The organism is Wolbachia endosymbiont (group A) of Therophilus tumidulus (assembly GCF_964277345.1).
Classification (GTDB): domain Bacteria; phylum Pseudomonadota; class Alphaproteobacteria; order Rickettsiales; family Anaplasmataceae; genus Wolbachia; species Wolbachia pipientis.
Genome location: NZ_OZ195515.1, coordinates 606,186 through 628,556, shown reverse-complemented (window position 1 = coordinate 628,556; position 22,371 = coordinate 606,186). Strand labels below are relative to the sequence as shown.

The 22,371-nt window shown below is 35.8% G+C and carries 24 protein-coding genes and 4 pseudogenes; 8 read left to right on the top strand and 20 right to left on the bottom strand.

The features are described from left to right. Position 1 precedes the first annotated feature (1 nt). From ACICQD_RS03415 to ACICQD_RS03320, 20 genes and pseudogenes are all read right to left on the bottom strand, one after another. Positions 2-256: a PAAR domain-containing protein gene (locus tag ACICQD_RS03415; protein ID WP_236514961.1), complete on the bottom strand. Its 255-nt coding sequence runs from the start codon at positions 254-256 to the stop codon at positions 2-4. Further along, positions 253-717 carry a phage baseplate assembly protein V gene (locus tag ACICQD_RS03410; protein WP_012481798.1) on the bottom strand — a complete coding sequence of 155 codons (465 nt, stop codon included), beginning with the start codon at positions 715-717 and terminating at the stop codon, positions 253-255. The genes ACICQD_RS03415 and ACICQD_RS03410 overlap by 4 nt, the downstream gene beginning before the upstream one ends. After that, positions 704-1,177, bottom strand: a complete 474-nt coding sequence (locus ACICQD_RS03405) for a hypothetical protein (RefSeq protein WP_236514960.1) — start codon at positions 1,175-1,177, stop codon at positions 704-706. Before ACICQD_RS03405 ends, ACICQD_RS03410 begins: the two co-directional genes overlap by 14 nt. Further along, positions 1,174-1,674, bottom strand: a complete 501-nt coding sequence (locus ACICQD_RS03400; RefSeq protein ID WP_236514959.1) for a phage tail protein — start codon at positions 1,672-1,674, stop codon at positions 1,174-1,176. Before ACICQD_RS03400 ends, ACICQD_RS03405 begins: the two co-directional genes overlap by 4 nt. Before the next feature lies 1 nt (position 1,675). Next, positions 1,676-1,978 carry a hypothetical protein gene (locus tag ACICQD_RS03395; protein WP_012481824.1) on the bottom strand — a complete coding sequence of 101 codons (303 nt, stop codon included), beginning with the start codon at positions 1,976-1,978 and terminating at the stop codon, positions 1,676-1,678. 6 nt (positions 1,979-1,984) lie between these two features. Beyond that, positions 1,985-2,134 (bottom strand): annotated as a pseudogene (locus ACICQD_RS03390) (VOC family protein); the annotation flags it as partial. Positions 2,135-2,158: 24 nt separating this feature from the next. Next, entirely contained in the window at positions 2,159-2,380 is a 222-nt protein-coding gene (locus ACICQD_RS03385) for a VOC family protein (RefSeq protein WP_395461590.1), read from the bottom strand. A 52-nt stretch (positions 2,381-2,432) separates the two neighbouring features. Next, positions 2,433-3,434: a major capsid protein gene (locus ACICQD_RS03380; RefSeq protein ID WP_236514954.1), complete on the bottom strand. Its 1,002-nt coding sequence runs from the start codon at positions 3,432-3,434 to the stop codon at positions 2,433-2,435. A 43-nt stretch (positions 3,435-3,477) separates the two neighbouring features. Beyond that, positions 3,478-3,849, bottom strand: coding sequence for a head decoration protein (locus tag ACICQD_RS03375; RefSeq protein WP_038536951.1), 372 nt, complete (start codon positions 3,847-3,849; stop codon positions 3,478-3,480). A 74-nt stretch (positions 3,850-3,923) separates the two neighbouring features. After that, positions 3,924-4,940, bottom strand: a complete 1,017-nt coding sequence (locus tag ACICQD_RS03370) for a S49 family peptidase (protein WP_395461589.1) — start codon at positions 4,938-4,940, stop codon at positions 3,924-3,926. Between the two features lie 34 nt (positions 4,941-4,974). Beyond that, positions 4,975-5,741, bottom strand: a protein-coding gene (locus ACICQD_RS03365) for an IS5 family transposase (RefSeq protein WP_395461441.1) whose coding sequence is annotated in 2 segments (ribosomal slippage) — positions 4,975-5,414 and positions 5,414-5,741 — 768 coding nt in all. Because the reading frame shifts where the segments join, the coding sequence is not laid out codon by codon here. A 73-nt stretch (positions 5,742-5,814) separates the two neighbouring features. Continuing rightward, a complete protein-coding gene (locus tag ACICQD_RS03360; protein ID WP_395461588.1) occupies positions 5,815-7,218 on the bottom strand; it encodes a phage portal protein in 1,404 nt (467 codons plus the stop codon). Next, positions 7,212-7,826: pseudogene (locus ACICQD_RS03355) on the bottom strand (glycoside hydrolase family 25 protein). Before ACICQD_RS03355 ends, ACICQD_RS03360 begins: the two are co-directional and overlap by 7 nt. 44 nt (positions 7,827-7,870) lie before the next feature. Further along, the gene (locus ACICQD_RS03350; protein ID WP_395461587.1) at positions 7,871-8,095 is read right to left on the bottom strand and encodes a hypothetical protein; all 225 of its coding nucleotides are present in this window, start codon (positions 8,093-8,095) and stop codon (positions 7,871-7,873) included. Next, on the bottom strand, positions 8,088-9,920 hold the full coding sequence (locus ACICQD_RS03345) for a phage terminase large subunit family protein (RefSeq protein WP_395461820.1): 1,833 nt from the start codon (positions 9,918-9,920) through the stop codon (positions 8,088-8,090). Before ACICQD_RS03345 ends, ACICQD_RS03350 begins: the two co-directional genes overlap by 8 nt. Beyond that, the gene (locus tag ACICQD_RS03340; protein ID WP_395461586.1) at positions 9,917-11,401 is read right to left on the bottom strand and encodes an ankyrin repeat domain-containing protein; all 1,485 of its coding nucleotides are present in this window, start codon (positions 11,399-11,401) and stop codon (positions 9,917-9,919) included. Before ACICQD_RS03340 ends, ACICQD_RS03345 begins: the two co-directional genes overlap by 4 nt. An 18-nt stretch (positions 11,402-11,419) precedes the next feature. Further along, positions 11,420-11,902, bottom strand: a complete 483-nt coding sequence (locus ACICQD_RS03335) for a hypothetical protein (RefSeq protein ID WP_015589000.1) — start codon at positions 11,900-11,902, stop codon at positions 11,420-11,422. Between the two features lie 183 nt (positions 11,903-12,085). Next, entirely contained in the window at positions 12,086-13,978 is a 1,893-nt protein-coding gene (locus ACICQD_RS03330; protein ID WP_395461585.1) for a hypothetical protein, read from the bottom strand. 133 nt (positions 13,979-14,111) lie between these two features. After that, complete coding sequence (locus tag ACICQD_RS03325) at positions 14,112-15,335, bottom strand: DNA modification methylase (protein WP_395461584.1); 1,224 nt, start codon at positions 15,333-15,335, stop codon at positions 14,112-14,114. Between the two features lie 103 nt (positions 15,336-15,438). Beyond that, positions 15,439-15,891 carry a crossover junction endodeoxyribonuclease RuvC gene (locus ACICQD_RS03320; protein WP_226079873.1) on the bottom strand — a complete coding sequence of 151 codons (453 nt, stop codon included), beginning with the start codon at positions 15,889-15,891 and terminating at the stop codon, positions 15,439-15,441. A gap of 591 nt (positions 15,892-16,482) precedes the next feature. Between ACICQD_RS03320 and ACICQD_RS03315 the strand changes: the two genes are divergently transcribed. The 8 genes and pseudogenes from ACICQD_RS03315 to ACICQD_RS03280 all read left to right on the top strand — a co-directional run. Then, the gene (locus ACICQD_RS03315) at positions 16,483-16,977 is read left to right on the top strand and encodes a sigma-70 family RNA polymerase sigma factor (RefSeq protein ID WP_010962699.1); all 495 of its coding nucleotides are present in this window, start codon (positions 16,483-16,485) and stop codon (positions 16,975-16,977) included. A gap of 93 nt (positions 16,978-17,070) precedes the next feature. Further along, a complete protein-coding gene (locus tag ACICQD_RS03310; protein ID WP_395461583.1) occupies positions 17,071-17,892 on the top strand; it encodes an ATP-binding protein in 822 nt (273 codons plus the stop codon). An 11-nt stretch (positions 17,893-17,903) separates the two neighbouring features. Then, positions 17,904-18,692 carry an AAA family ATPase gene (locus tag ACICQD_RS03305; RefSeq protein WP_395461582.1) on the top strand — a complete coding sequence of 263 codons (789 nt, stop codon included), beginning with the start codon at positions 17,904-17,906 and terminating at the stop codon, positions 18,690-18,692. A 31-nt stretch (positions 18,693-18,723) separates the two neighbouring features. Further along, positions 18,724-19,080 (top strand): annotated as a pseudogene (locus ACICQD_RS03300) (hypothetical protein); the annotation flags it as partial. A gap of 14 nt (positions 19,081-19,094) precedes the next feature. Further along, positions 19,095-20,258: a phage tail sheath subtilisin-like domain-containing protein gene (locus ACICQD_RS03295; protein ID WP_395461581.1), complete on the top strand. Its 1,164-nt coding sequence runs from the start codon at positions 19,095-19,097 to the stop codon at positions 20,256-20,258. Between the two features lie 14 nt (positions 20,259-20,272). Further along, entirely contained in the window at positions 20,273-20,779 is a 507-nt protein-coding gene (locus tag ACICQD_RS03290) for a phage major tail tube protein (protein ID WP_395461580.1), read from the top strand. Positions 20,780-20,816: 37 nt separating this feature from the next. Next, a complete protein-coding gene (locus ACICQD_RS03285) occupies positions 20,817-21,071 on the top strand; it encodes a phage tail assembly protein (RefSeq protein WP_395461579.1) in 255 nt (84 codons plus the stop codon). Between the two features lie 115 nt (positions 21,072-21,186). Next, positions 21,187-22,347: pseudogene (locus ACICQD_RS03280) on the top strand (phage tail tape measure protein); the annotation flags it as partial. Between the last annotated feature and the right edge of the window lie 24 nt (positions 22,348-22,371).

Sequence of the window (22,371 nt, the reverse complement as noted above, 5' to 3'; positions counted from 1 at the left end):
TCTATTTTGCAAAGACGCTTTCACTGCCTTTTATTACTTTAAACCCACATGAAACTATATCTCCTACTCTTCCTACACTAAGACCATTTGCAAACACTATTTTTGATCCTTGAATCATTACTTTTCCTTCACTAAAACTGTCTCCTTGTCTACATATTGACTTACCGTTTACAAAAACATTATTACTTCCGCTAATGCAGAAATGTGGTATAGCTTCTCCACAATAGTCTCCTAACCTTACTATTCCTTTGTTCAATTTAAGTCGATCCTTTCTGCTTTCAGTTTTATTCCACTTTTTGTCATTTCTATGCTCGATTCCCCAGCTTTCAGTGTTATTTTGTCTACTACTTCAATCTCTAAATGATGTTTATCTTTATCGTATGACAACTTTGTTCCATCTTGAAATGTTAAGCTACTCACCTCTTTTTTATTTTCTGGTGCAGAGTACTTTTGTTGATATATTCCAGGAAGTACTACTCCTAAAGATAATTCTCCTAGCGGGGAAAGTATCACTACTTGCTCATCAATACCTGGCGGAGACCAATTTCTATCTTTTCCTGCTTTGCTTGTTATCCATGGCAACCAATCTGTTAAAAATTCGCCTATTTTAATTCTTACTTTTGCTTTTTCATAATCTACTTCTTTTACAAGCCCTATTCGTACAATGTTTGCTAATTTTCTTTGCAGCTCTGAAATAGCAAAATTACTCTCTAACATTTTCTCCTATTGTAATCGTATGTGGTTTAATCTTATTTTCTGTCCATATCGATTTACCTAAATGAAGCTGATGACTCCACTCAACCAACCACAACAAATACGCATCTAATTCGGGTCTAAATCCGTCAATTTCTGCAGAGATAAATTCTCCTGGTGAAACATTTTCCACATTCCAAGTATTTTTATTTACTACTCTTGCTACTTCTGCTGCTAATGTTCTGACAATAATAGGGGCATTTTCTATTGTGCTATCAGTCACAATGCGTGCTTCAAATCTTGCTTTCAGCGCTAATTCCTCTGTTCCAGGATCTTTTCCCGATTCTAAACTCACAAGCTCTACAAATAACGCTGGCGCTAATAATTCTTTTCTTATCGATGGATAAATTTCACAAGTTTGAATTGCTGGTATTTCTCTCTTCAGCGTGGTACAAATTTTATCATGTAAATCTTTCAAATTCATCCTTTATAGCTCAATTCACGTTCAAAAAACTTTGTAAAGACTTCTTCAACTTCATAATTAACAAGATTCCCTATTATCCTTGAAGCCTCTGGTTTCAGTGACAATTTAACTTCCTTTATTGGCAATGCTGCTCTTCCTTCACGTTTAAACATACCGCTATTTCCTTTTGGCATAACTGCTGCAAATCCTCCTATAAACTCATGCTTTCCTACTTTCGATCCTCTTTTTGTTTTTTGTATTTTGCCAATTGCCGATGCTCTAATGTCATAGAGATTTGCTCTAATTAACACTTCTAATCTGCTAGTTTTCGCCTTAAAAATTCTTAATCTCTTTCTTATCAAACTTAATTTTATCTTCTTTTCCTCACTGATTTCCTTAGCTGCTTGCGCTTTTAACCATAGTGCTGTTTTGTTTAATGCTCTCACTATTGCTAATTCTATTTTTTTTCTTTTAGCATTTACACTTTCTATTACCTCAACTTCTATATGCACAGACATTTTACACCCCAGATGCTTCGATTCTCCAGATCATTCCAGACTTATCCCTAAGTGGTGGCGTGTGTATTTTGTATTTGCAATCACCTATAACAAAAATATCTCCTACAATTGGCCTCAGTATATCAAAAATGCTTACCTCAAGAAAAAGCATCTCTCCCACAAATTGTCCTTCACCAATCTCGTATAATTTATCTGGCTCTTGCTTTAATACTTGTACCATATATGACTTATCCTTTGACTCATACAAAGCTTGCTGCCCCAGATGTTCGAAGCAATCTTTAAATAATTTTGATATGTTTTTCACCTTCTGCTACTTTTTCAATGGACTGGAGAAACACCACTGAATACCGTATTCATCCTTTACTACACCAAATCTGTAACCCCAATGCATATTCTCTAACGACTTTTCTACTTGCATTCCTTTACTTACTGCCTTATTAAACAACTCGTCAGCATTTTCAACATAGACACATAGCTTAGCAGCTTATAAAACATTCCCGCCAGCGATAGAATTACTTTGTACATCATCGATATATACTAATGAATCACCTATCTGTATTGCTGCATGCATTACCATATTCTTATTGTTTTCATCAAAGTGAATTTCCAATACTTTTGCATTTAAGGCTTGTTTATATAATTCAATAGCAGACGTAGCGTCTTTTATAATTAATATTGGAATTATTTTTCCTAATAATTCTGTCATATTTTACCTATAAATAAAAATATACTGCTAAGATTACAATACGTTCACAAATTTACACAGTAATTTTTACCAAAATGGCCGGACGATGGCACATTGGCAGAGGATTTGACTGCGTATGTAAATCGGTCCCTCTATCGAATCTTCTCGGCTCTTGTTTTGCGTATAGTGGCTGTCCAAGAGTATTTACTGTCTCATTAAAATCTGCTGGTGCAAAATATGTTGTAAATGTGCTTGCTGTTCCTACTGGAAAACAGTGCCCTGTATCTTTCTCAATAAATCTTCTAACCGTTCCTTCAGGGTCAGTTGCTTGCCCTCTATATTCCTCAAATGTTATGCCACAGAACGTAAATCCTGACCTCATATCATTCCGAAGTGCTGCTCCTTCTTGCCATCTTTCGTATGCTTCTTTCACTTTACTATGCGAAGTTAATGCATCAAAAAACTCAGGGCTTACCAAAGCATGAATCCCGGTCATATATTCACCACTTAGATTATCTTCAATATGCCGCAATACTTCTAGACATTTACGCTTGACATCGGTTGTCGCTGTTCCTAGTGCAAAATTTACTACTTTTGGTGTTATTTCAAATTCGTTGTACAGATTTAGTAATTCTGACCCATCAGCATCTAAAATTATTCCTTTCAGCGCTCCCATCCGCAAATGCTCCAACGTTATTGCATGTTTATTTCTCATTAGCTGCAAATGGTCAGTTATTACATCTGCCAGCGCTTTCAGTTCACTCTCTGATCCAAATGCCCTTATTCCTTGTACTTCCTCTGGCAGTACTACATCATCATGTGGAATATGTGGAATCGTAAACGTTCTTACCTTTCTTTTTCCTCTTTTTCCTACTGTTGCTGGCGCCCCTGGAACTTGCGTTGGTAGTAAACTTAAAACTCCGTTATGTTCTTCTATTGTAATATGTCTAAATCTTACTGACCTATTTGGAAATAAATTTAAATTTTCAACCCGTCCATAATTTATCGGCAATATATTCATCGCATTTGTTAGTGCCGTCATGCTAAATGCTGTATTTGTAAATGGATTTTGCATTTTTTCTTTTCCCCCTTTGTGTTTTTTATTGTTTAATATAGCTTTAGGCCGCTTTACGGATAATGATTCCTCGTCCTTCAAGTTGCTTTATTGCTGTAGCTTTCTGTTCTTCAGTAATATTTGCTGGCCATACAACTGCATGATCAGCTAGCATGGCACCACGAGCAATAATTACTCCTTTACTATTTTCCTTTGCGTTTACATCGCTTGCTATCACTCCTATCGCCGTTTGTGTACCATCTGTGGCAGTTGGATTTAAAGCTTTAATAAAACCATCTTTAGTATCATAACCAACTACTGTTCCCAGCTTTAGATTTTGTCCCTTGGCTACTGTTATCTGATCTCTTGAATATAAGTTGGACACTTCATATTTCAGAAGATCTCCTAAATTATTTCCTTCAGTTATACTTATCATGTCTTTTTCTCTCCTTTTTTTATTTTTTTACCGCCATATTTGTGGTTGTTATACACGGCGGTTATACACATACTTTAAATGTTTGATTGCGCACGACTTTTCGCTACCTGCATCATCAACTCTTCTCCTGAATTCTGTGGTATTGCACTCAGTATCTCTGTCTTTTTCGTTCGCTCTGCAAGTAATTCCATTAAAACCTCCCTTGCTTGCTCAACACTTACACTTTGCTCAATAAATTCTCCTATCTTTTCTGGCATCTTCGATAAATTACATAAACGTATTAATTCAAGAACTTCAGTACGATACTTGGTTAAATTATCAGTTTCTAGGTCATTTGTAGTTTGTTCATTCATAGTAATACTCCTATTTTTATTAATAGATGAAAGAATTGTCATTCCGTCTGCAAGGCCTATTTCTACTGCTTTCTCCCCAAAATATAGCCCTGCCTCTGTTGATCGAATCTTTTCAATTGAAAGACCTCTGTTCCTTGCTATTAGCTGCAAAAACATTTCATATAGTCGGTCTACTTCTTTTTGTAAGCTTCCCAGACTTTCAGACGTCATTGGCTCATGTGGATTTAAATCATTCTTTCGACTACCAGCAAAGATTGTGGTATACTTAATACCTTGCTTTTCATCAAACCTACTTTGATCTATGTGACTTGCTATTACTCCAACACTTCCTACTCCTGAAGTTCTACTCACAAATACCTTCTCAGTGCTAGAAGCTATAGCGTACGCTGCAGAATATGCATCATCATTTGCTATCGCTATTATCCTCTTTTTTCCTCTTGCACTATAGATAAAATCAGCTAAGTCAAATACTCCATTTACCTCTCCTCCTGGGCTATCTATGTCCAGTAAAATAGTCTCTATACTACTATCTGCTAATGCTTGTGCAATTTGTTCTTCTATTTGCTCATATGATGTCATCCCAAGCATTTCATCAAACGCACCTGGTTTTTTCGTCAAGATTCCATGAATTGGTATAATTGCAGTTCTTTCTACGTTACTTTTGATAGAGTGATTTTTGAAAATTGGCTGTTTTCCTTTGTATAGCGATAGTAGCTCAAAACTCCTTGGTTCAAGCATTAATGGCTTTCCTAAGAACCTGTCTTGAAAGGAACTAAGCAGCTAATTTAGCAAGCATAATAGTAATCATATTAAAGGAGATATTAGTTTTTGAAGTAAGAGGAGAATGCTCATAATCCTTGCTCATACGTCTAAAATTGGAAAGCCAAGCAAAAGTTCTTTCAACAATCCACCGTTTAGGAATAACTTGAAATCCTACAGCATCAGCTGCTTTTTTAGTAATCGTCAATAAACATCCTGTTTTCAATAAACAGTAATTTTGCAATTTACCAATATATCCCTGATCAGCGAGAAACCTTTGTAGCGTTGGAGCTTTTCGTTTAGCTTGAGTAAAAAGATTTAGAGCACCATCACGATCTTGAATGCCTGCACTATGAACATCAGCTGTAATAATTAGGCCTATTGTATCCACAATGATGTGACGTTTTCTACCCTTTATTTTCTTGCCAGCATCATATCCTCTGGATCCCCTTTTTGAGTGGTTTTCACTGATTGACTATCAATTATTCCTACCGAAGGTATTTCATTTTTGCCAACCATTTTTCTTACCTTTTTTACTAACATATCGTGTATTTCTTCCAATTTGCCACTATTACGCCACCTGAGAAAATAATCATACACCGTTTTCCATGGCGGAAAATCTTTTGGCAGCATTCTCCACTGGCAACCACCTTTCATTATATATCTTATTGCATTAATAATTGTTCTAATATTGTGCTTTCTTGGCCGTCCTACTGCACCTTGTGCAACACTTGGCTCCAAAATTTCCCATTCTTTGTCACTTATATCACTTGGATACATTTTTACCTACTATTTTTTACTTATCTCATCATATTCTCTTTCTCATTTCTTTTCAAGACAGGCTCTAAGAGCATCATAATCCTTTACAATCAGAGTCAAACATTAAGTTGAGACTATTTGCACGACTCTGATCTTCTGCTATTTCTTGATCTATTTCTTCTACATCGTAACCCATTTCTGATACTACTTCCGATCGACTTTTGAAGCCATTCCTTACTGCCATTTGCTGTGCTTGTTGATCTTTTAAAGGATCCACCCAATCAAATCCCTGTGGTATCCATTTCACTTCTTCTTTCGCTGCTTTTGCTACTTTTTCATCTATACTTAGTTCTCCACAAAGCACTGCTAATTCTAGCCATCTATTCCAAATAGGTCTACAAAACTGGAACACTATCACGTTATGCTGTAACATTGCACACCTTCTGCGAAACTCTATCAGCCCTGCTCGAATGGATGAATAATTAACACCGGTTAAATCTCCTGTTAGCTGCTCATATGTTATCCCTGTACCAATCGCTATTGCTCTGAGTTGCTGTCTCATAAACGCTTCATAACTTCCTCCAACATCTGATGGCTCTGAAAATTTTATATCTTCTCCTGGGTCTAAAAGCTGCATTGTTCCAGGTTCTAGGCCAGATAGTGCTACTCCTTGCTCATTTGCTTGCTCCTCACCTAAAATATTTGCTTCAGGATCGAGTCTTGTAATAAACCCTGCAAACATCGCAGCAGTCTTTTTTCTTACCAATTCTGCATCATCGTATTGATCAAGTTCATAAAGCTTTAGCAGTATATTAGAAAGCCATGGCTCTCCCCTAATTTGCCCAGGTCTTAGTGGTCTATAGATATGTAAAACATCGTTTGCTGGCACTCTTACTGACTCTCCAAAGGTATTTTCACCAGGGTGTTCTTTAAATAGGTAGTATGCTTCTCTTTGCCCAAGCCTGTTAAACTCAATCCCGTTTCTTATTACATTACCATTTCCTAAAGTTTGATTTGTTTTATTATCTAAATGTTCAGACTCAAGTACTTGCAGTTGTAATGGTACAGAAAATCTATCTTCCAGCTTTCTCGTTCTTAAACGTACAAAACATTCTCCTCCCTCTATCATACTTCTGCATACTAGAGCCTGCAGACCATAAAAATCACTTACTCCGTTACTATCTGCTTCATCTGTCCATTTTAGCCATAATTCTTGCACTTTCTTTCTAAATTCTGCATTCTTTGCTTTTGATTGCGGCTTTATTCCTGTTCCAATAGAGTTACTTACTATTGTATCAATAATATTTGCTGCATATGGATTTTTTCTCACCATATCACGTGATCTACTACGCAAAGTTTCAAGGTTTTGAGACAGCAAATTGTTTATACTTCCTAACTCTGGTTGAAAGTGAAAAAATCTTCTTCCTGAACCGGCTGCATCCCAGGCTGAACTTTTGATTTTTGGCTTGTTGAATAATTGCTTGAAGGTCTTTAACATCCTGATAACCAAAAATTCCTTAACTCTTCTATTGTCCCGTTAAATTTACTCCTGTCGCACTTTCCTATTCCTTTAACTTCATGTGGCTCTGGTCCTACTTCTCCATCAGTGTACTGCCATAAAACCCACTTCTTCCATCCATTTGGTAAAATAGGTTTATCTCCCCACCTGGCTACCCATAAAGAACATTTAGTCAAAATTGGTGTGGCAAAATCTTTAAAAAAACTAGCGCTTCCATAAATCAACGGTAGGCGGTTTGTTACTTCTTGAATTTTTTCGATAAAATCCTCTGCTTGCTTTGGTTATATATTTTTTCCACTTTGATTTCTCTCAATATCAAGAACAACTATACTATTTTTAGTTTCACCCACTGTTTCTAAAAAATGGTTGGCTTGATCTCTTCCATTTTCTCCTATTCCAAAATGATATGAACCCCATAAAAGTCCTTCCTCTTCAGCGGCTTTCCTTCTTTCTATATACCTTGGATCTACGTATTTTAACCCCTGGGTAGCTTTATGGATGACTCCCAATATTCCATCTTCTTTTGCTAGTTTAAAATTTACGTTTTCATTCCAGTGCGATAAATCTATTACTGCGTTTATAACCATATCTGAGCTTACTTTAATGCTCTTACTTTCTACCATATAATCCTTCATATAACTCCTTTACTCGTTGAAAACACTATCTTTCTCTTTGGCTTCACACCTGCAACTTTCAGTTCAGCTTTAATACGTTGTCTTAAGCTCAGTAGATCCTTTATCTGAACTTCAGCATATCTCACAACATGATCACCATATGCAATTGATACTACTCGTTCTCCGTTTTGCAGCTTCTTTATCGCTTCTTCGACTTGAACTAAATACTCTTCGTTATACATTTTCCAACCACTTACTCTGTCTTACTTTTTTAGGTTTTTTACTTTCTATTTTTACACTTAAACTATTCCATTTACTCTCTGGCCAACGATCAATTCCAAGCGCAATAGATGCTGATCTTGCATAAATTCGGCAATCTAGTACTTCATTTCTTTCTCTTACCTTTTGCCACTCCTGTTTAGTGTACCCTTTCACTACCTTGCTGACTAATTGCTCTGCCGTTAGCTGCTTAAAATATTCAGGTGCATACTCGGGAAAATGACAATATCCAGGTAGAGCTTTTCCTTCTTCTTCTTTTAAAATATTAAGTAATTGAAAAAGCTCTGATTTTAATATCGATACTCCGACTGGCCAGAGCTTTATTCCTCTTTTCAGCTTTTGCCCTCCAACTGTTATATCTACTCTACTTGGGCTGCTCAGCGGCACTAGTGCTTTATTTACACCTTTCACTGCCATTACTCTTCCAGACCCTTGATGACTTCTCACCCAGTTGTAAACTTCCTGCGTTGCATACCCTGCATCAACCGCCATCATACTTATCATATATTCAAGCCCATTTTCACCAATAAAATGATGATTGAGGAGCTCCGAAAGCTTTTTCCATACTTCTCTACTTCCTGTATCTCCTTCAAATACTCGGTAGTCTATTGACCAACTTTCACGACTTTTTCCCCATGCTACAACTTCCACCTCTAGACGATCTTTTTGGACATCTACTCCTGCAGTAAGTACCACTTCTCTCCTTGGTACTGTGCCAATCTGAAAAAATTCTCTCCTGTTAAATAATTGCTTCCAATCAGGTACTTCTCCTTTATCTACCCAGGTTTCTCCAAGCGTTGTGTTGATCCAAACTTTCAGTAATTGTTCACTTTCCTTTGCATGCAGAAAATCCTCTACTGCTTGTTGCCAACTATACCACCCAACTGGGCTATAAAGACTTGAAAGGTGAAATCCTATTACTTTGCTATTGTGTACTTGATTTGTAGCTCTCCATTCTCCACGTTCAAGCATCTCTGTCTTTTGATGATTTTCTATCTTTTCACCACATTCTATACATATATAGTGTGCTGTACTTGGATTTTTATCTTCCCATTTTATTTGTGACCATTTTAGAACTTGATAGTAATTACAATACGGACAGGGAACAAAAAAATATCTCTTATCTGTTGCTTCAAATTCTTTCTCAATTCTGCTTATTCCATGAATCGTTGGTGTCGATACTAAAAAAATCTTTCGCCTTGCAAATGTATTAGTTCGAGCAATACTGAGCAGTACTGGATCTCCTTCTCCTCCTGAATCTCCTGGGTAGGCATCTATTTCATCAAGAAAGAGATATTTTACTGGCATAGATCTCAGTCCTACACTACTATTCGCTCCAGTTATTACTACTATTCCACCTGGAAATTCCTTACTCTGCACAGTATTGCCTGAATCTCTTGACCTTGGGTCTTTTACTTTACTTTTTAAACATGGTGTACTTTCAATCAGTGGTGCAAATCTTCCCTTTGACCAACGTTTTCCCATTTCAACTGTTGGCTGTACTACCAGCATTGGACCTGGTGTTTGATCGATGATATAGCCAATCCAATTGTTGCCAGCTTCTGTTCCCCCAATCTGCGCTCCTTTCATGAATACTACTTTTTCTGCAGGTGAAGATGGTGATAGTGAATCCATTATTTCTTTTAAATAAGGAGTTCTTTCCGTTCTCCATTTACCTGGCTCTGATGCTGCAGTTGGCGCTAAAACTCGATACTCATTCGCCCACTCTGATACTTTAAGCTGGGGATCTGGCCTTAAACCTTCAGAAAAAGATGTAGCGTATATCATTGTCTGCATCTACTCATAACTGGTTCTATCTCGACATCATTAACAATAGAACTACACTCATCCAATTCCATAAACATCTTTTTCTGAAATTCCTTTTCTATATATCTTTTGCTCATCTCACTTATCATTATTGCTATAACAAGCACAAATACCCCTGTTATTGTTGCAAAAATGATTGCACTGCTTATTGTTGTTGTTATCAACCCTATATATACTGCTACTGCTATTGCGCTGACTGTAGTATAGATGCAGATAATATTATTATGTTTTTTCGTCCTTTTATCTGCTATTTCTCTCTGTGCTATATATTTATTATGAAGGGTTGGAAAATTAACAACGGTATCTCTGCAGAGCAAAGACCCATTTTTTTCAGTAAACAAAACTTTAAGTAACTCTAAATTGTTTGATTTAATTGCTAAATGTAAAACAGGTGTATAATTTGCTCCTTTTTTCAGCAATAACTTTACTACATGTAAATGCCCTTTTTCCGCAGCAAGGTAAACCGGTGATAAACCTTTATTATTTACAATATCAATATCGATTTCTTCTCTTAAAATTGCATCTACAATCTCAATTTCTCCTCTTTGTGCAGCTAAATGGAGTAGACTATTCTTTTCAGAACCGTATTTATTACTCATCAAAGCCTTCTTTATCTCAGGTTTAGCGTAATCAAATGGTGTTTTACCGCTATCGTCTTTTACCAGAGGGTCTATATCTTCTCGCGTTAGTAAAACTTCTATTGTTTTTAGTCTTTCAGCATAATGTAGTGGTGTTTTATTTTCGTAGTCTTGCAAATTTACTTGAGCATTAGGCTCCTTTATTAAGGATTTGAGGATATCAAGACATAAGTCTCTTTCATCGTAATTAGCATTACTTACAGCTATATGCACAGGTGACAATTTCATTGAGTTTTGTCCCATGCGTGCACTATTCACATCTGCTCCAAGCTTCAGCAGTAACTTTACTATCTCCAACTTTTTATTATTAACTGCATAGTGCATTGGTGTCTGATTTCGTGCATCAAAGACATCTATTTCAGCTTTTCCTTCTCTTATCAAAATCTTTACAACTTCTGCATGTCCTATGCCTGCTGCTAGATGTAATGGAGTATGGTGCAAAGCATTTCGTACATTAACGTCAATACCTTTTCTGATCAAATATCTCACTGCATTAACTTCACCTATCATTGCAGCTAAATGAAGTAAGCTATCTTGTTCTGACCCGTACTTGTTATTAATTAGTGCTTGTAATATTTCTGCTTTTTTCCCTTCTTTGGCGTAATCAAGAGATGTTTTACCTTCATTATCTTCCACAAAAGGATTAATGTTCTTCTTCGTGAGTAACAAATCTACCATGCTTAATTCATCAAACTCTATAGCGCAATGCAGTGGAGTTTTTCCGTTTAACCCTCTGACATTAACATCTAATCCAGGTTGATTGATTAAACACTTTATTAACTCTAAACTTAAGTTATCAGCCATTTTGTATTCAAAATCTTTTTATATTTTAAATTTAGCGTTAGATAATTCTTCAAGTGAGTTTGTAATCTCTTCAGTTAGCGTCTCGTGAATTTTTTCAGTGTCACTCAGTGATGCAAGCAGTGCTGAAACTCTATTTGGAACATTAAGCAAATTATTACGTACAACTCTTGCTACGTTAAATGCCTCACTTTTTACTTCCTCTACTGCTACAAGTTCTCCTATTTCAGCTTTTGCCTTTGCTTCTAGCAACCTTCCTCGCTCCATTTCATTTTTTATTCGCGTTTTTAGCAACATTGTAGAAAGGTTATTTGTATTTTCGTTTTCTGGATTTTTCCTCCTAAGTGGCTGACTTGGATCTCTTATTGCTGCCACCGCTTCATTTGCTTGTTCTCTATTGATCAAACCATCCTCCAACTCAACTATTCCTTTTTTTACTAAATAACAGACATATTGCTTTGATACTCCTATCTCTCTTGCCCATTCTGTTTGTGTGATTTTCACTTTTTTTTCTCCTCTCTCTTGTTTCTACGAATTTTCTTCTTGAATCTCTGAAAAGGTTTTGCCAGTATCAGCAATTTCCTACCTGTTTATACTTGCCGGCGTCTTAGAGATATTTTACTAATATAGAGCGAAGTACTCCGGTTTATAGCTGCTTTCTTTTTACATAGTGAAATTTGGCCATTTTCAACTAATACTATAAATTGCATCTTTGTAGTTATGAGATTCAACCACTACTTGCTCTAGCGTTAAACTGCTGCATTTGGCATCTTTACTATGGTTTTCTTCAAGCACTTTTGTCCTTGCTTCCTTTATTTCCTCAATGAACTTTCCATTAACTTTTTCTGGTTCAATTCTTTCCTCACAATATACAAGATTTGTGCAATTTGTTTTTCTGTAGTAATGTACTCCAAGGAATATCACTGATAATGCAAGTATACTCGAGCCTATAAGTAGTGATAACCCTACGTTATTAATCAAAGCGTTCTGGTAAAACTTCTGTACACTATTAATACCACCTTCTACATACAGTAATAAAGGCCATACTATATTTGCAGCAACCAAATTGCTTAATAATGCTGTAAATAATGGCCTATCTTTGATTACTGATTCTACTTTATTTCTTCTACTAATGACTTTGTCGTCAATATTAATGAAGTTGTTCTTACCCTCCCAAGCGTTAAGTGTACAATGCGAATGAGTACCATTGCCGTATTCCAGTTTGACTGATTTTATTACTTTATCTTCTGGTTGATACTTTAGCACCTGATTCAAAGTTTCATTCGCATTCTTTCTCCCTATTTGACACTCTTCAGTATCTCTAAATTGCTTTATTCCACAAAATATCGGACTAATTGCAACCAATAATGCAACAGCTAGAATTGGTATAGTTACATAGATGACACTGTTTGCAAAAAATGCAATAAATTGTGCTTTATCCTGTAAATATACCAAAGCTGCAGAAACGCTAAGTGCAACAGCAGCTATACCAAAAATTATAAATTCCTTCTGCTGCACTGCATATTTTACTCTTGGCAAAATTCTATTTGTTTTCTTTTCTTTTTTAATTAACGGGGTTTCTTCATTATTACTTTTTTCTGATGAGCTAGTTGAAAGTGTAACTGGACTATCATGATTTAATGACATATTCTCCCATCCTTGATTGCCACAAAACTCACTCATTTCTGTTACTTGAGAATTTGATCTTGTCATCTCTGCACTTCTATTGTCTATTCCACTATCACTTCCTTCCAAACTCTTTTTTAAAAATTTTGTATTCAGATCTACAGGTTCACCAATTATATCTTCTGATCCTTTCTTAATTGATGTTTCTTCAGAATTTGACTTTTCCATCTCCGGACTTTGATCGTTTATTTCACCATCTAAACCTCTTTTCGAGAATTTTTTATTTTTGTCTATAGTTGCATACATAGGTTCTCCTATAGCTTCTTGCTCATCACATTTTTCTCCATTTAATTGGAAAGAAGAATGTGGTAGCTTTGGTGGTGCAATATCCTGAATAATACTCAACCGATGATTTTCTGCTGTTCTAGGTGAAGGTGGAGCTACATTTCTAATATTGTCCTTCTCCAACATTCCATTCCTAGGTAACGGCTTTGGTTTATCTCCTAATTCTTTATCCTCTTCCTCTTTTTGCATTTCTTTTGTATTGTCTATTTTGGGGTTGGAAGATGTGTTGGATGCTGCCTCAAACTGATCAAGAGAATACGGACGGTTATATTCTATTCCATTTGCCTCACAAACTGCATTAAATTCGTCCTCTATGTCTTTACCATCATCAAATACTAAAGAAGAACAACTCACTGAAAAATCAGCACCTGCTTCGTCTATTTTTGCTGTAATACTGCTATCGCTACTATTGCTAATCACATTTAAAGAAGCTAGTTTGCATTCAGTGTTCAGGTCAGGTTCTTGCTTCGTACCTTTTTCAAACAATTCAATTCTCTCCTTAACAGATAGTGTAGAATTTGAAACATTATTTTCTACTTCTTCAGAAAACGATGCTTCATTATTTGTTTGCGACGTTACTACTCCAGCTAACGTCTTTTCTTGATTCATTGAGTACACCACATTTAATCCAAAGTTATTTGTTACGCTAAACTCATTAAAATACGGTATATACCAGTAAATTAATATTACAACTACCAAGGCTTACTAAATTTCTGTTTGCGTTATCTTTTCCACTTTTTTCTTACTGTTTTTCTTCTTGAATCTCTGAAAAAGTTTTACCAGTACCAGAAAGAATTGCTTCCCTACCTGTGTACACTTGCCAACGTTTTATGGTTACATCTACAAATTTTGAATCTAGCTCTATTGTCCTACAAATTCTTCCTGTTCTCTCACATGCAATCAGTGTACTTCCAGAACCGCTAAATGGATCAAGTACTATGTCTCCTGATCTGCTGCTGTTTACTATTGCTCTCTCCATTAGCTCTACTGGCTTCATTGTTGGGTGCAGTGAGTTATGTATTGGCTTATCATAAAACCACAGATCACTTTGATTTCTACCGCCATGCCACTCACGTTTATTGCCGCTTTTCCATCCATAAAGCATTGCTTCGTATTGTCTTTGATAATCTGATCTTCCTAGCGTAAAGTGATTCTTCGCCCAAATGATAAAAGTTGACCATTTTCCTCCCGCTTCTTCAAATACTTTTTGCAACGTTGAAAACTCTGATGATGATGCACAGATGTAAATTGCACCTTTAGTATATGCTAAAATATGAGTACAAATATCATAGAGAAAAAGCTCATACTTTTCACCTTGATTATCGTTTAGTATCTTTTTATCCTCTCTTTCTTGACTGCTACCATAATCAACGTTATATGGAGGATCACAAACAGTAATGTCTGCCATTTTATCATCTAACAGCGCTTTATATGATTCAACTACAGAGCTATCACCACAATAGATTCTATGATCACCTAAAATCCAAAGATCACCTGGTTTTGTTATTTCTACCTTTTTATCAATTAACTCCAAAACTCCTCTTTCTACTTCTTCCTTTCCATCAAAATCATCGAGAAAACGTTGAACTTTTTCCAATTCAAATCCTGTCATTTTTAGATCAAACTGTAAATCTTCTAACTCTTGAATTTCCACCTTCAAAAGATCATCGTCCCACTTTGCCCAATTAACTGATTGATTGGCAAGTAATCGAAAAGCTTTAGTTTGTGGTTCATTTAAATTATCACTTAAGACCACTGGTATACTTTCCATACCAAGTTTTCTTGCTGCTTTAAGTCTTAAATGACCATCAACCACAGTGCCATCACTTTTTGCAACTATTGGTATACGAAAGCCAAATTCTCGAATAGAAGCACACATTCTGTTGACCACATCGTCATTTTTACGTGGGTTACGCTCATATTCAACTAGGTTTCGAGTAGGATAGTAGTGGATTGCTAAATTCATATCTTAATAATTAAAAAGTTAATATTCAAAATATATCTGACGCTAGAGAAGGCCTGGGGTCGAACCCACCAAACCCGCCATTATGGCCGAAAGGACCCACTTTTTATGGGTTTTTTGTCTTATTAATATCTTTACTAATATAGAACATTAATGCCAAAGCATCGGCCTCATTATCATCTCTAGGTGAAAAACTTTTTTCACGTATCGCTTCAATAACTTCACTCTTACTTGCATTGCCTTTGCCTGTTATAAAGCGTTTTATAGTTTTAACATTAACACCTTGGTAGGGAATATTGTTCTCTTCACACCAAGCAGACAGAACTGCGAGAAAACCGCCATAGCAATGCGCTGCATCAGTTCCTAGATGTCTTCTTACTTCCTCAAAATACACTGCAGTGAACTCATGTTTCAAAGAATTAAGCCAATTGTGAAAACTTAAAAAACACATTCCACCTCCACTGAAACGGCTACCATGAAAGCTTTTGCTTCCACTTTCAATTACTCCATCTGTTAGAATTGCCCAGCCGGTTTGCTTGCCGAGATCTAGCGTTAAGATTGACGTACAAAAACTCCTTTGTGTAATTAAAGTTCAATGCCCTGTATAATATATATGTACGATGACTCGCAAATTCGTCCGCAATTTTGAAAAAAAATTAAAAAAAATTTCATATCCTGCCATTTGAGTTTTTTTCATCTTGACTTATCTTAATAACTATTTTACATAACTTATATTACGCCAATATTTATATTATTATATTATCATATATTATATTTTACCTGTATTTAAATATATATATAATATATATAAGACTTCAGTAATCCGTAAACCCTCTTTACTGGCCGATTTTAGCCACTTAACTTTAGAAACGGCTTTTAGGAATAGAACATAAAAAAGACAATATTATCAATAACTTAACGATTACTGCTTTCTGAAATACTAATTAGTAACTCAGAAATTAGGTACGAAATTGGTAGTTTTTTACCTATGAAAAAGTAGCTTCAGTAGTGTATCAAAACGTTTAAATCTTATTTTAATTTTTAAAGATTTTATTCTTTTAGATAAAAAAATTATTACTACTTTTTTATAATAAATTAGTCATACAAAGTCTTGGTAAAAATCTCTATTCATGAAACTTTTGGAGTTTTTATGAAGAATTCTTATCAAGGAATCGATTCTACAATTGTTAAACATGTGAGATTTCAAGCTTCGCGCCTTAAATCCAAAAGCTGTTTTATTAACGAAAGTCTCGAAGATATAGAACAAGAGCTTTTTTGTCAGGTTTGGCAATATCTTAACCAGCACGATGAGAAAAGAAGTAGTTTTAGTACTTTCGTTGCTAGATTAGCTAATTATTGTGCTCGCAATATGTTACGCAATCAGTTATGTCTAAAACGTAATATAACTTTTGATGATATAAACGACGATATTCCAGATCATAGGAACTCGGAAATCGAAGCGATAATTCGCACTGACATAAATAATATAATTTCAACTTTGTCTGAAAAAGATAGTAATTTATGTCAATTACTTAAGGTATTTACTATTACTGAAGTTTCTGTAATAACCAAAATACCGAAGACAACTATCTATCGCACACTAGAACGAATACGCAATAAATTCTCAGTTTTAGAGAAGTTATAAGCTCTCGATTATATTTGCTCAAAATTTTTTTTTGCAAATTGCGGACGAATTGCCTAGGTCATCGTACATATATATTTAGGTACTGGGAGAAAAATGAAAATAATGAACAGCAATGAACGGCTAAAAGTTCAAACAGGTATAAAAATGGTCATCTTTGGTCCTTATGGTATAGGTAAAACTAGTCTCTTAAAGACCATAAATGAACCAACACTTTGTCTTGATTTTGAGGCAGGTTTACTTGCTGTTCAAGATTGGCAAGGGGATTCTGTAAGTATTCGTACTTGGAATGAGGCAAGAGATATTGCATGTCTCATAGGTGGTCCTAATCCTGCGTTAAAATCTGACTCAGCATATAGCCAAAAACACTATGAGCATGTATCCAGTAAATACAAAGAGCTTGCTTCAGAGTTTCTCAAGTATCGATGTATTTTTATCGATAGTATTACAGTAGCCTCGCGTTTATGTCTATTGTGGGCAAAAATGCAACCTGAAGCTTTTTCTGAAAGATCAGGAAAACAAGATATGAGAGCTGCTTACGGGTTACTTGCTCAAGAAATGATGGCTTGGCTCAATCAGTTTCAACATATTCCAAATAAAGACATCATTACAGTTGGAACTCTTGGGCAATACCTTGATGATTTCAATCGCTCAACTTGGCTACCTCAATGTGAAGGAGCTAAAACTGCAAGTGAAATTCCTGGGATAGTTGACGAAGTAATCAGTATGGTTGGAATCAAGAAAGATGATGGTACAGAGGTTCGTTCATTTATCTGTCAGACGATTAATTCTTGGGGATATCCTGCTAAAGATCGAAGTGGATGCCTGAATATGGTTGAAGAACCGCATCTAGGAAAACTTCTTACAAAGATTAAAACCAAAGCTTTTGCAATTCAACCTGTCACGCCCAACATATAGGAGGTTATTATATGCTACAAAACTTTTTAACTATTGGTCAAAAAATTCCTTTTTTCAGTGTGAAAGAATACTTGGACGATCGATCGCCAATACCAGAGGATATAATCTCACCAAGAATTCTAACTAAAAGAGGTTTGTTAGTATTTGGTGGCCCTCCTAAGATTGGCAAAAGCGACTTTTTGATCTCTTGGCTTGTTTACATGGCTGCTGGTAGATCATTTCTCGGTATGACACCAAATAGACCTTTGAAAATCTTCTACATGCAAACTGAAATTGAATATGAATATATGAAAGAACGTTTGCAACAACTTGATAATGAACTTTTGAATGTAGCTGCTAACAACTTAATCATTACGCCAAAAGTGCACTTATCATTTAATCATGATGAAATAAGTGAAATCAAGGAAATTGTGAATGAACGCTTTAAACCTGATGTTTTGGCCATAGATCCATTACGTAACATCTTCAGCAGTGAATATGGAAATGAAAATGACAACAGCGCAATGCTATTTTTCTTGCAGAAAACACTTGAAAAACTGCGTAACGCTATAAACCCTGATGCTTGTATTATTTTAACTCATCATACGAAAAAGCTATCCAAAAAGATGCTCGAAGAAGATCCATTTCAAGGCCTAAGTGGTGCTGGATCTTTAAGGGGGTTTTATAGTACAGGAATGGTCATGTTTGCTCACGATGAAGAAAGCAGTGTACGCCAGATAGTATTTGAGCTTCGTAATGGTGAACGCGTGCCAAACAAACTTGTCGATAAGATAAATGGGCACTGGCAGCTAATGGAATAGCTAATTTTTCACTTAATTTATAGGAGAGCGTATGCTACAAGACTTTTTAACTGATTTTAATCACGCAAAACTGCAAAGCAGTTTAATACCGAAAGGTACAATAGTCAAGGTAAAAATGGCAATAAAGCCTGGAGGTTATGAAAATTGGTTCACTAAAAACTACACTACTGGCAGTATCTATTTAAATGCAGAATTTACCGTCACTGAAGGCCCATATGCAAAACGCAAGATTTTTCAGATTATAGGTATCAAAAATGGCAAAGCAGAAGGTGAAGAAGACATCTGGGGAGAGTCTGGACGTTCTATGCTGCGTAGTATTTTGGAATCATCCAGGAATATTCATGCAAATGACACTTCAGAGAAAGCAGTTACTGCTAGAAAAATCAGCGTGCAAGGAAAAAAATGACAGAACAATTTTTACACGGAGTAAATGTTATTGAGGTAACCTCAGGGGCAAAAACAGTACGTGCAGCTAAATCATCAGTAATAGGTGTAATTGGTACTGCACCTGAAGCTGATGAGCAAAAATTTCCACTGAATAAGCCAGTGTTGATTGCAGGAAGCTTAAAAGAGGCTGCGAAGCTTGGTAAAACAGGTACCCTTCCACAAGCAGTAAGCTCTATCTTTACACAAGTTGGTGCAACAGTAGTAGTTATTCGAGTTAAAGAAAGTGAAAACAGCGATCCAAAATTAAAAGAAGAAGAGACGCTGAAGAATATAATTGGCGGTGTTGATAAAGAAACCGGAGAATATCAGGGAATTGAGGCATTTCTTAGCAGTGAAAGTATAGTTCATGTGCTACCTAGAATACTAATTGCACCTCAATTTACTCACCAACTCCCAGAAGATGCAGTGGTTGGTGCATTAATTTCTATAGCAGAAAAACTGAGAGCAATAGTGGTTAGCGATGGACCAAATACCAATGATGAAAAAGTAATAAAATGGAGAAAAAGTGTTGGAAGCTCAAGAGTTTATATTGTTGATCCATGGGTTAAAGTATCTACTGGCGAAATATTACCTCCAAGTCCATTTGTTGCAGGACTGATTGCTAAAGTAGATAACGAGGAAGGATTTTGGGTATCACCTTCAAATAAAGAAATCAATGGTATTGTTGGTACCAGCCGTCCTGTTGATTTTACACTTGGTGATTCAAATTGTAGAGCTAATCTTTTAAATGAAAATGAGGTGGCAACAATAATTCATCAAAAAGGCTATAGATTATGGGGAAATAGAACCTGCTCAGTAGACCCGAAATGGGCATTTTTATCAGTTAGACGCACTGCTGACTTAATTAATGATAGTCTTCTTCGAACTCATTTATGGGCAGTTGATCGTAATATTACTAAAACTTATATAGATGATGTGATAGAGGGAGTAAATTCCTATCTGGCAAACTTAAAAGCACAAGGAGCAATTTTAAGTGGAAAGTGCTATGCAACTCCGGAACTTAATACTCCAGCAAATATTGCAAGTGGAAAAGTATTCTTTGACTTTGAATTTACACCACCATATCCAGCGGAGCAGATAACATTTCGCTCTCGTCTTGTAAATAATGAAATTTTATAAATGAAAAAAAGAAAATGCTGCCAAAAATATTGAGAAACTTTAATGTCTTTGTAGATGGAAGGGGCTATGCAGGAAAAATAGAGGAAATTACTCTACCAAAGCTTACCATAAAAACGGAAGAGTATAGAGCTGGTGGTATGGATATTCCAGTAAGCATTGACATGGGAATGGAGAAACTTGAAGCAGATTTTACTTTTGCTGAATATGATACAGAGCTCTTTCGGCTATTTGGGTTGATAAATGGAAATTCAGTAGCTTTGACGCTCCGTGGAGGAATGCAAGGTAGTGGTAGTAATGATATTGAAGCAGTAATAATCAATTTAAGAGGCATTTTTAAAGAATTTGATTTTGGTAATTGGAAACCTGCTGAAAAAGCAACGCTGAAGTGTACTGTAGCTGCCCATTATTATAAACTTACGATAGGTGGTAATGAATTAATAGAGATCGATGCTGAAAATATGATTAGAAAGATAAATGGCGTTGATCAAATGGCACTACTTCAGACGGTTTTAGGCATATAAAAAACATATTTGAAATTTTATTTTTAAGGAGGCGATAATGCACACTATAACACTTAATAACCCAATAACAATTGACAGGATTTCTGTCTCAGAATTATCGATGCGTGAACCTAAAGTAAGAGATTTACTTGCTATAGAACGCATAGAAGGCGAAGCTTTAAAAGAAGTAGTTTTAATTGCTAATCTAGCATCCATACCAAAAGAAGTAGTTGAAGATTTATGTATTAAAGATTATGTAGAAATACAGAAGGTGCTAAAAGATTTTTTGTCGCCGCTGGAACAGAGGAGTTAAGATTCAATATTTTAAAACTTAGCTCAACAACAGGAAGTGGAATTGAGCAAATTATTAATATGAGTATAAAAGAGTTTCTAAAGTGGTTAGAAGTAAGTGAAGGAGTAACAAAAAAATGTCAATGCTTTCAATAAAAATAGGTGCAACGTTAGATGGCAGTTTTAATAATGCAATGACAGGTAGTGCAGCAAAGCTTTCTAAGTTGGGTGATAGTATAAAGCAGCTTGATTCGTCAATGAAATCTGTTTCCAAATTTAAGCAACTAAATCATGATGCCCTTGAAGCCATGAAGGATTGGAAGGAAGCGGAGAAGAAAGCAAAAGAATCAGCTGCAGCAATTGCTAAAGAAAAGAAGGAAAAAAAAGAACCAAACAAAGCACTGAAAAATGAATTCGAAAAATTGAAAGCATCGGCATCAAAGGCAAAAGAGGCTTATATTAAAAAGAGAGATGCACTTCACACATTAAATGAAGAAATAAGGAAAAGTGGAAAGGATATTAAATCTTTAGTGAGGGATCAAACTAAACTTGGTTCATCTATTGAAGTACTCAAAGGGAAATACAATAAATTAGGATCTGTAATACAAAAACAGCAAAATGCTTTGGCAAAAAAAGCGCATTATAGATCACAAGTAATGGAGACTATAGGACTAGGGCTTTCACTTGCAGCGCCAATTAAAGTTGCGATTGACTTTGAGAGTGCCATGGCTGACGTTAGGAAAGTAGTAGAATTTAATGGTGATAATGAAGCTAATATATTTACTCGAAAATTGAAGAAATTATCCCGTGAAATACCATTATCGGCTGCAGAGTTAGCAAAAATAGCTGCAAGTGGTGGTCAGCTTGGTATCGACAAAGATAAGCTACTTGAATTTACCACAACAGTAGCTAAAATGGCCACAGCATTTGACATGTCTGCCGAACAAGCTGGTGATTCCATAGCTAAACTCGCTAACATTTATGGAATTGCAGTAGAGAAGATGGAAGGAGTTGGTGATGTTATAAATTACCTATCAGATAACACTGCTGCCAAAGCAAAAGATATGGTTGAAGCTCTAGCAATAGTTGGTGGTACTGCAAAACAGTTTGGTCTTGATATTAAGGAAACAAGTAGTTTAGTAAATGCCTTCATTAGTTTAGGTAAACAGCCAGCAAAAGCAGCAACTGCAATAAACGCTCTACTTAGTAAACTTCAGACTGCTGAAGGACAGGGAAAAGAGTTCAGAGCAGCATTGGAATCCATAGGAATAACTGCAGAAGAGATGTCAGAACCTGTACATGATCTCAAGAAAGGAATAAAC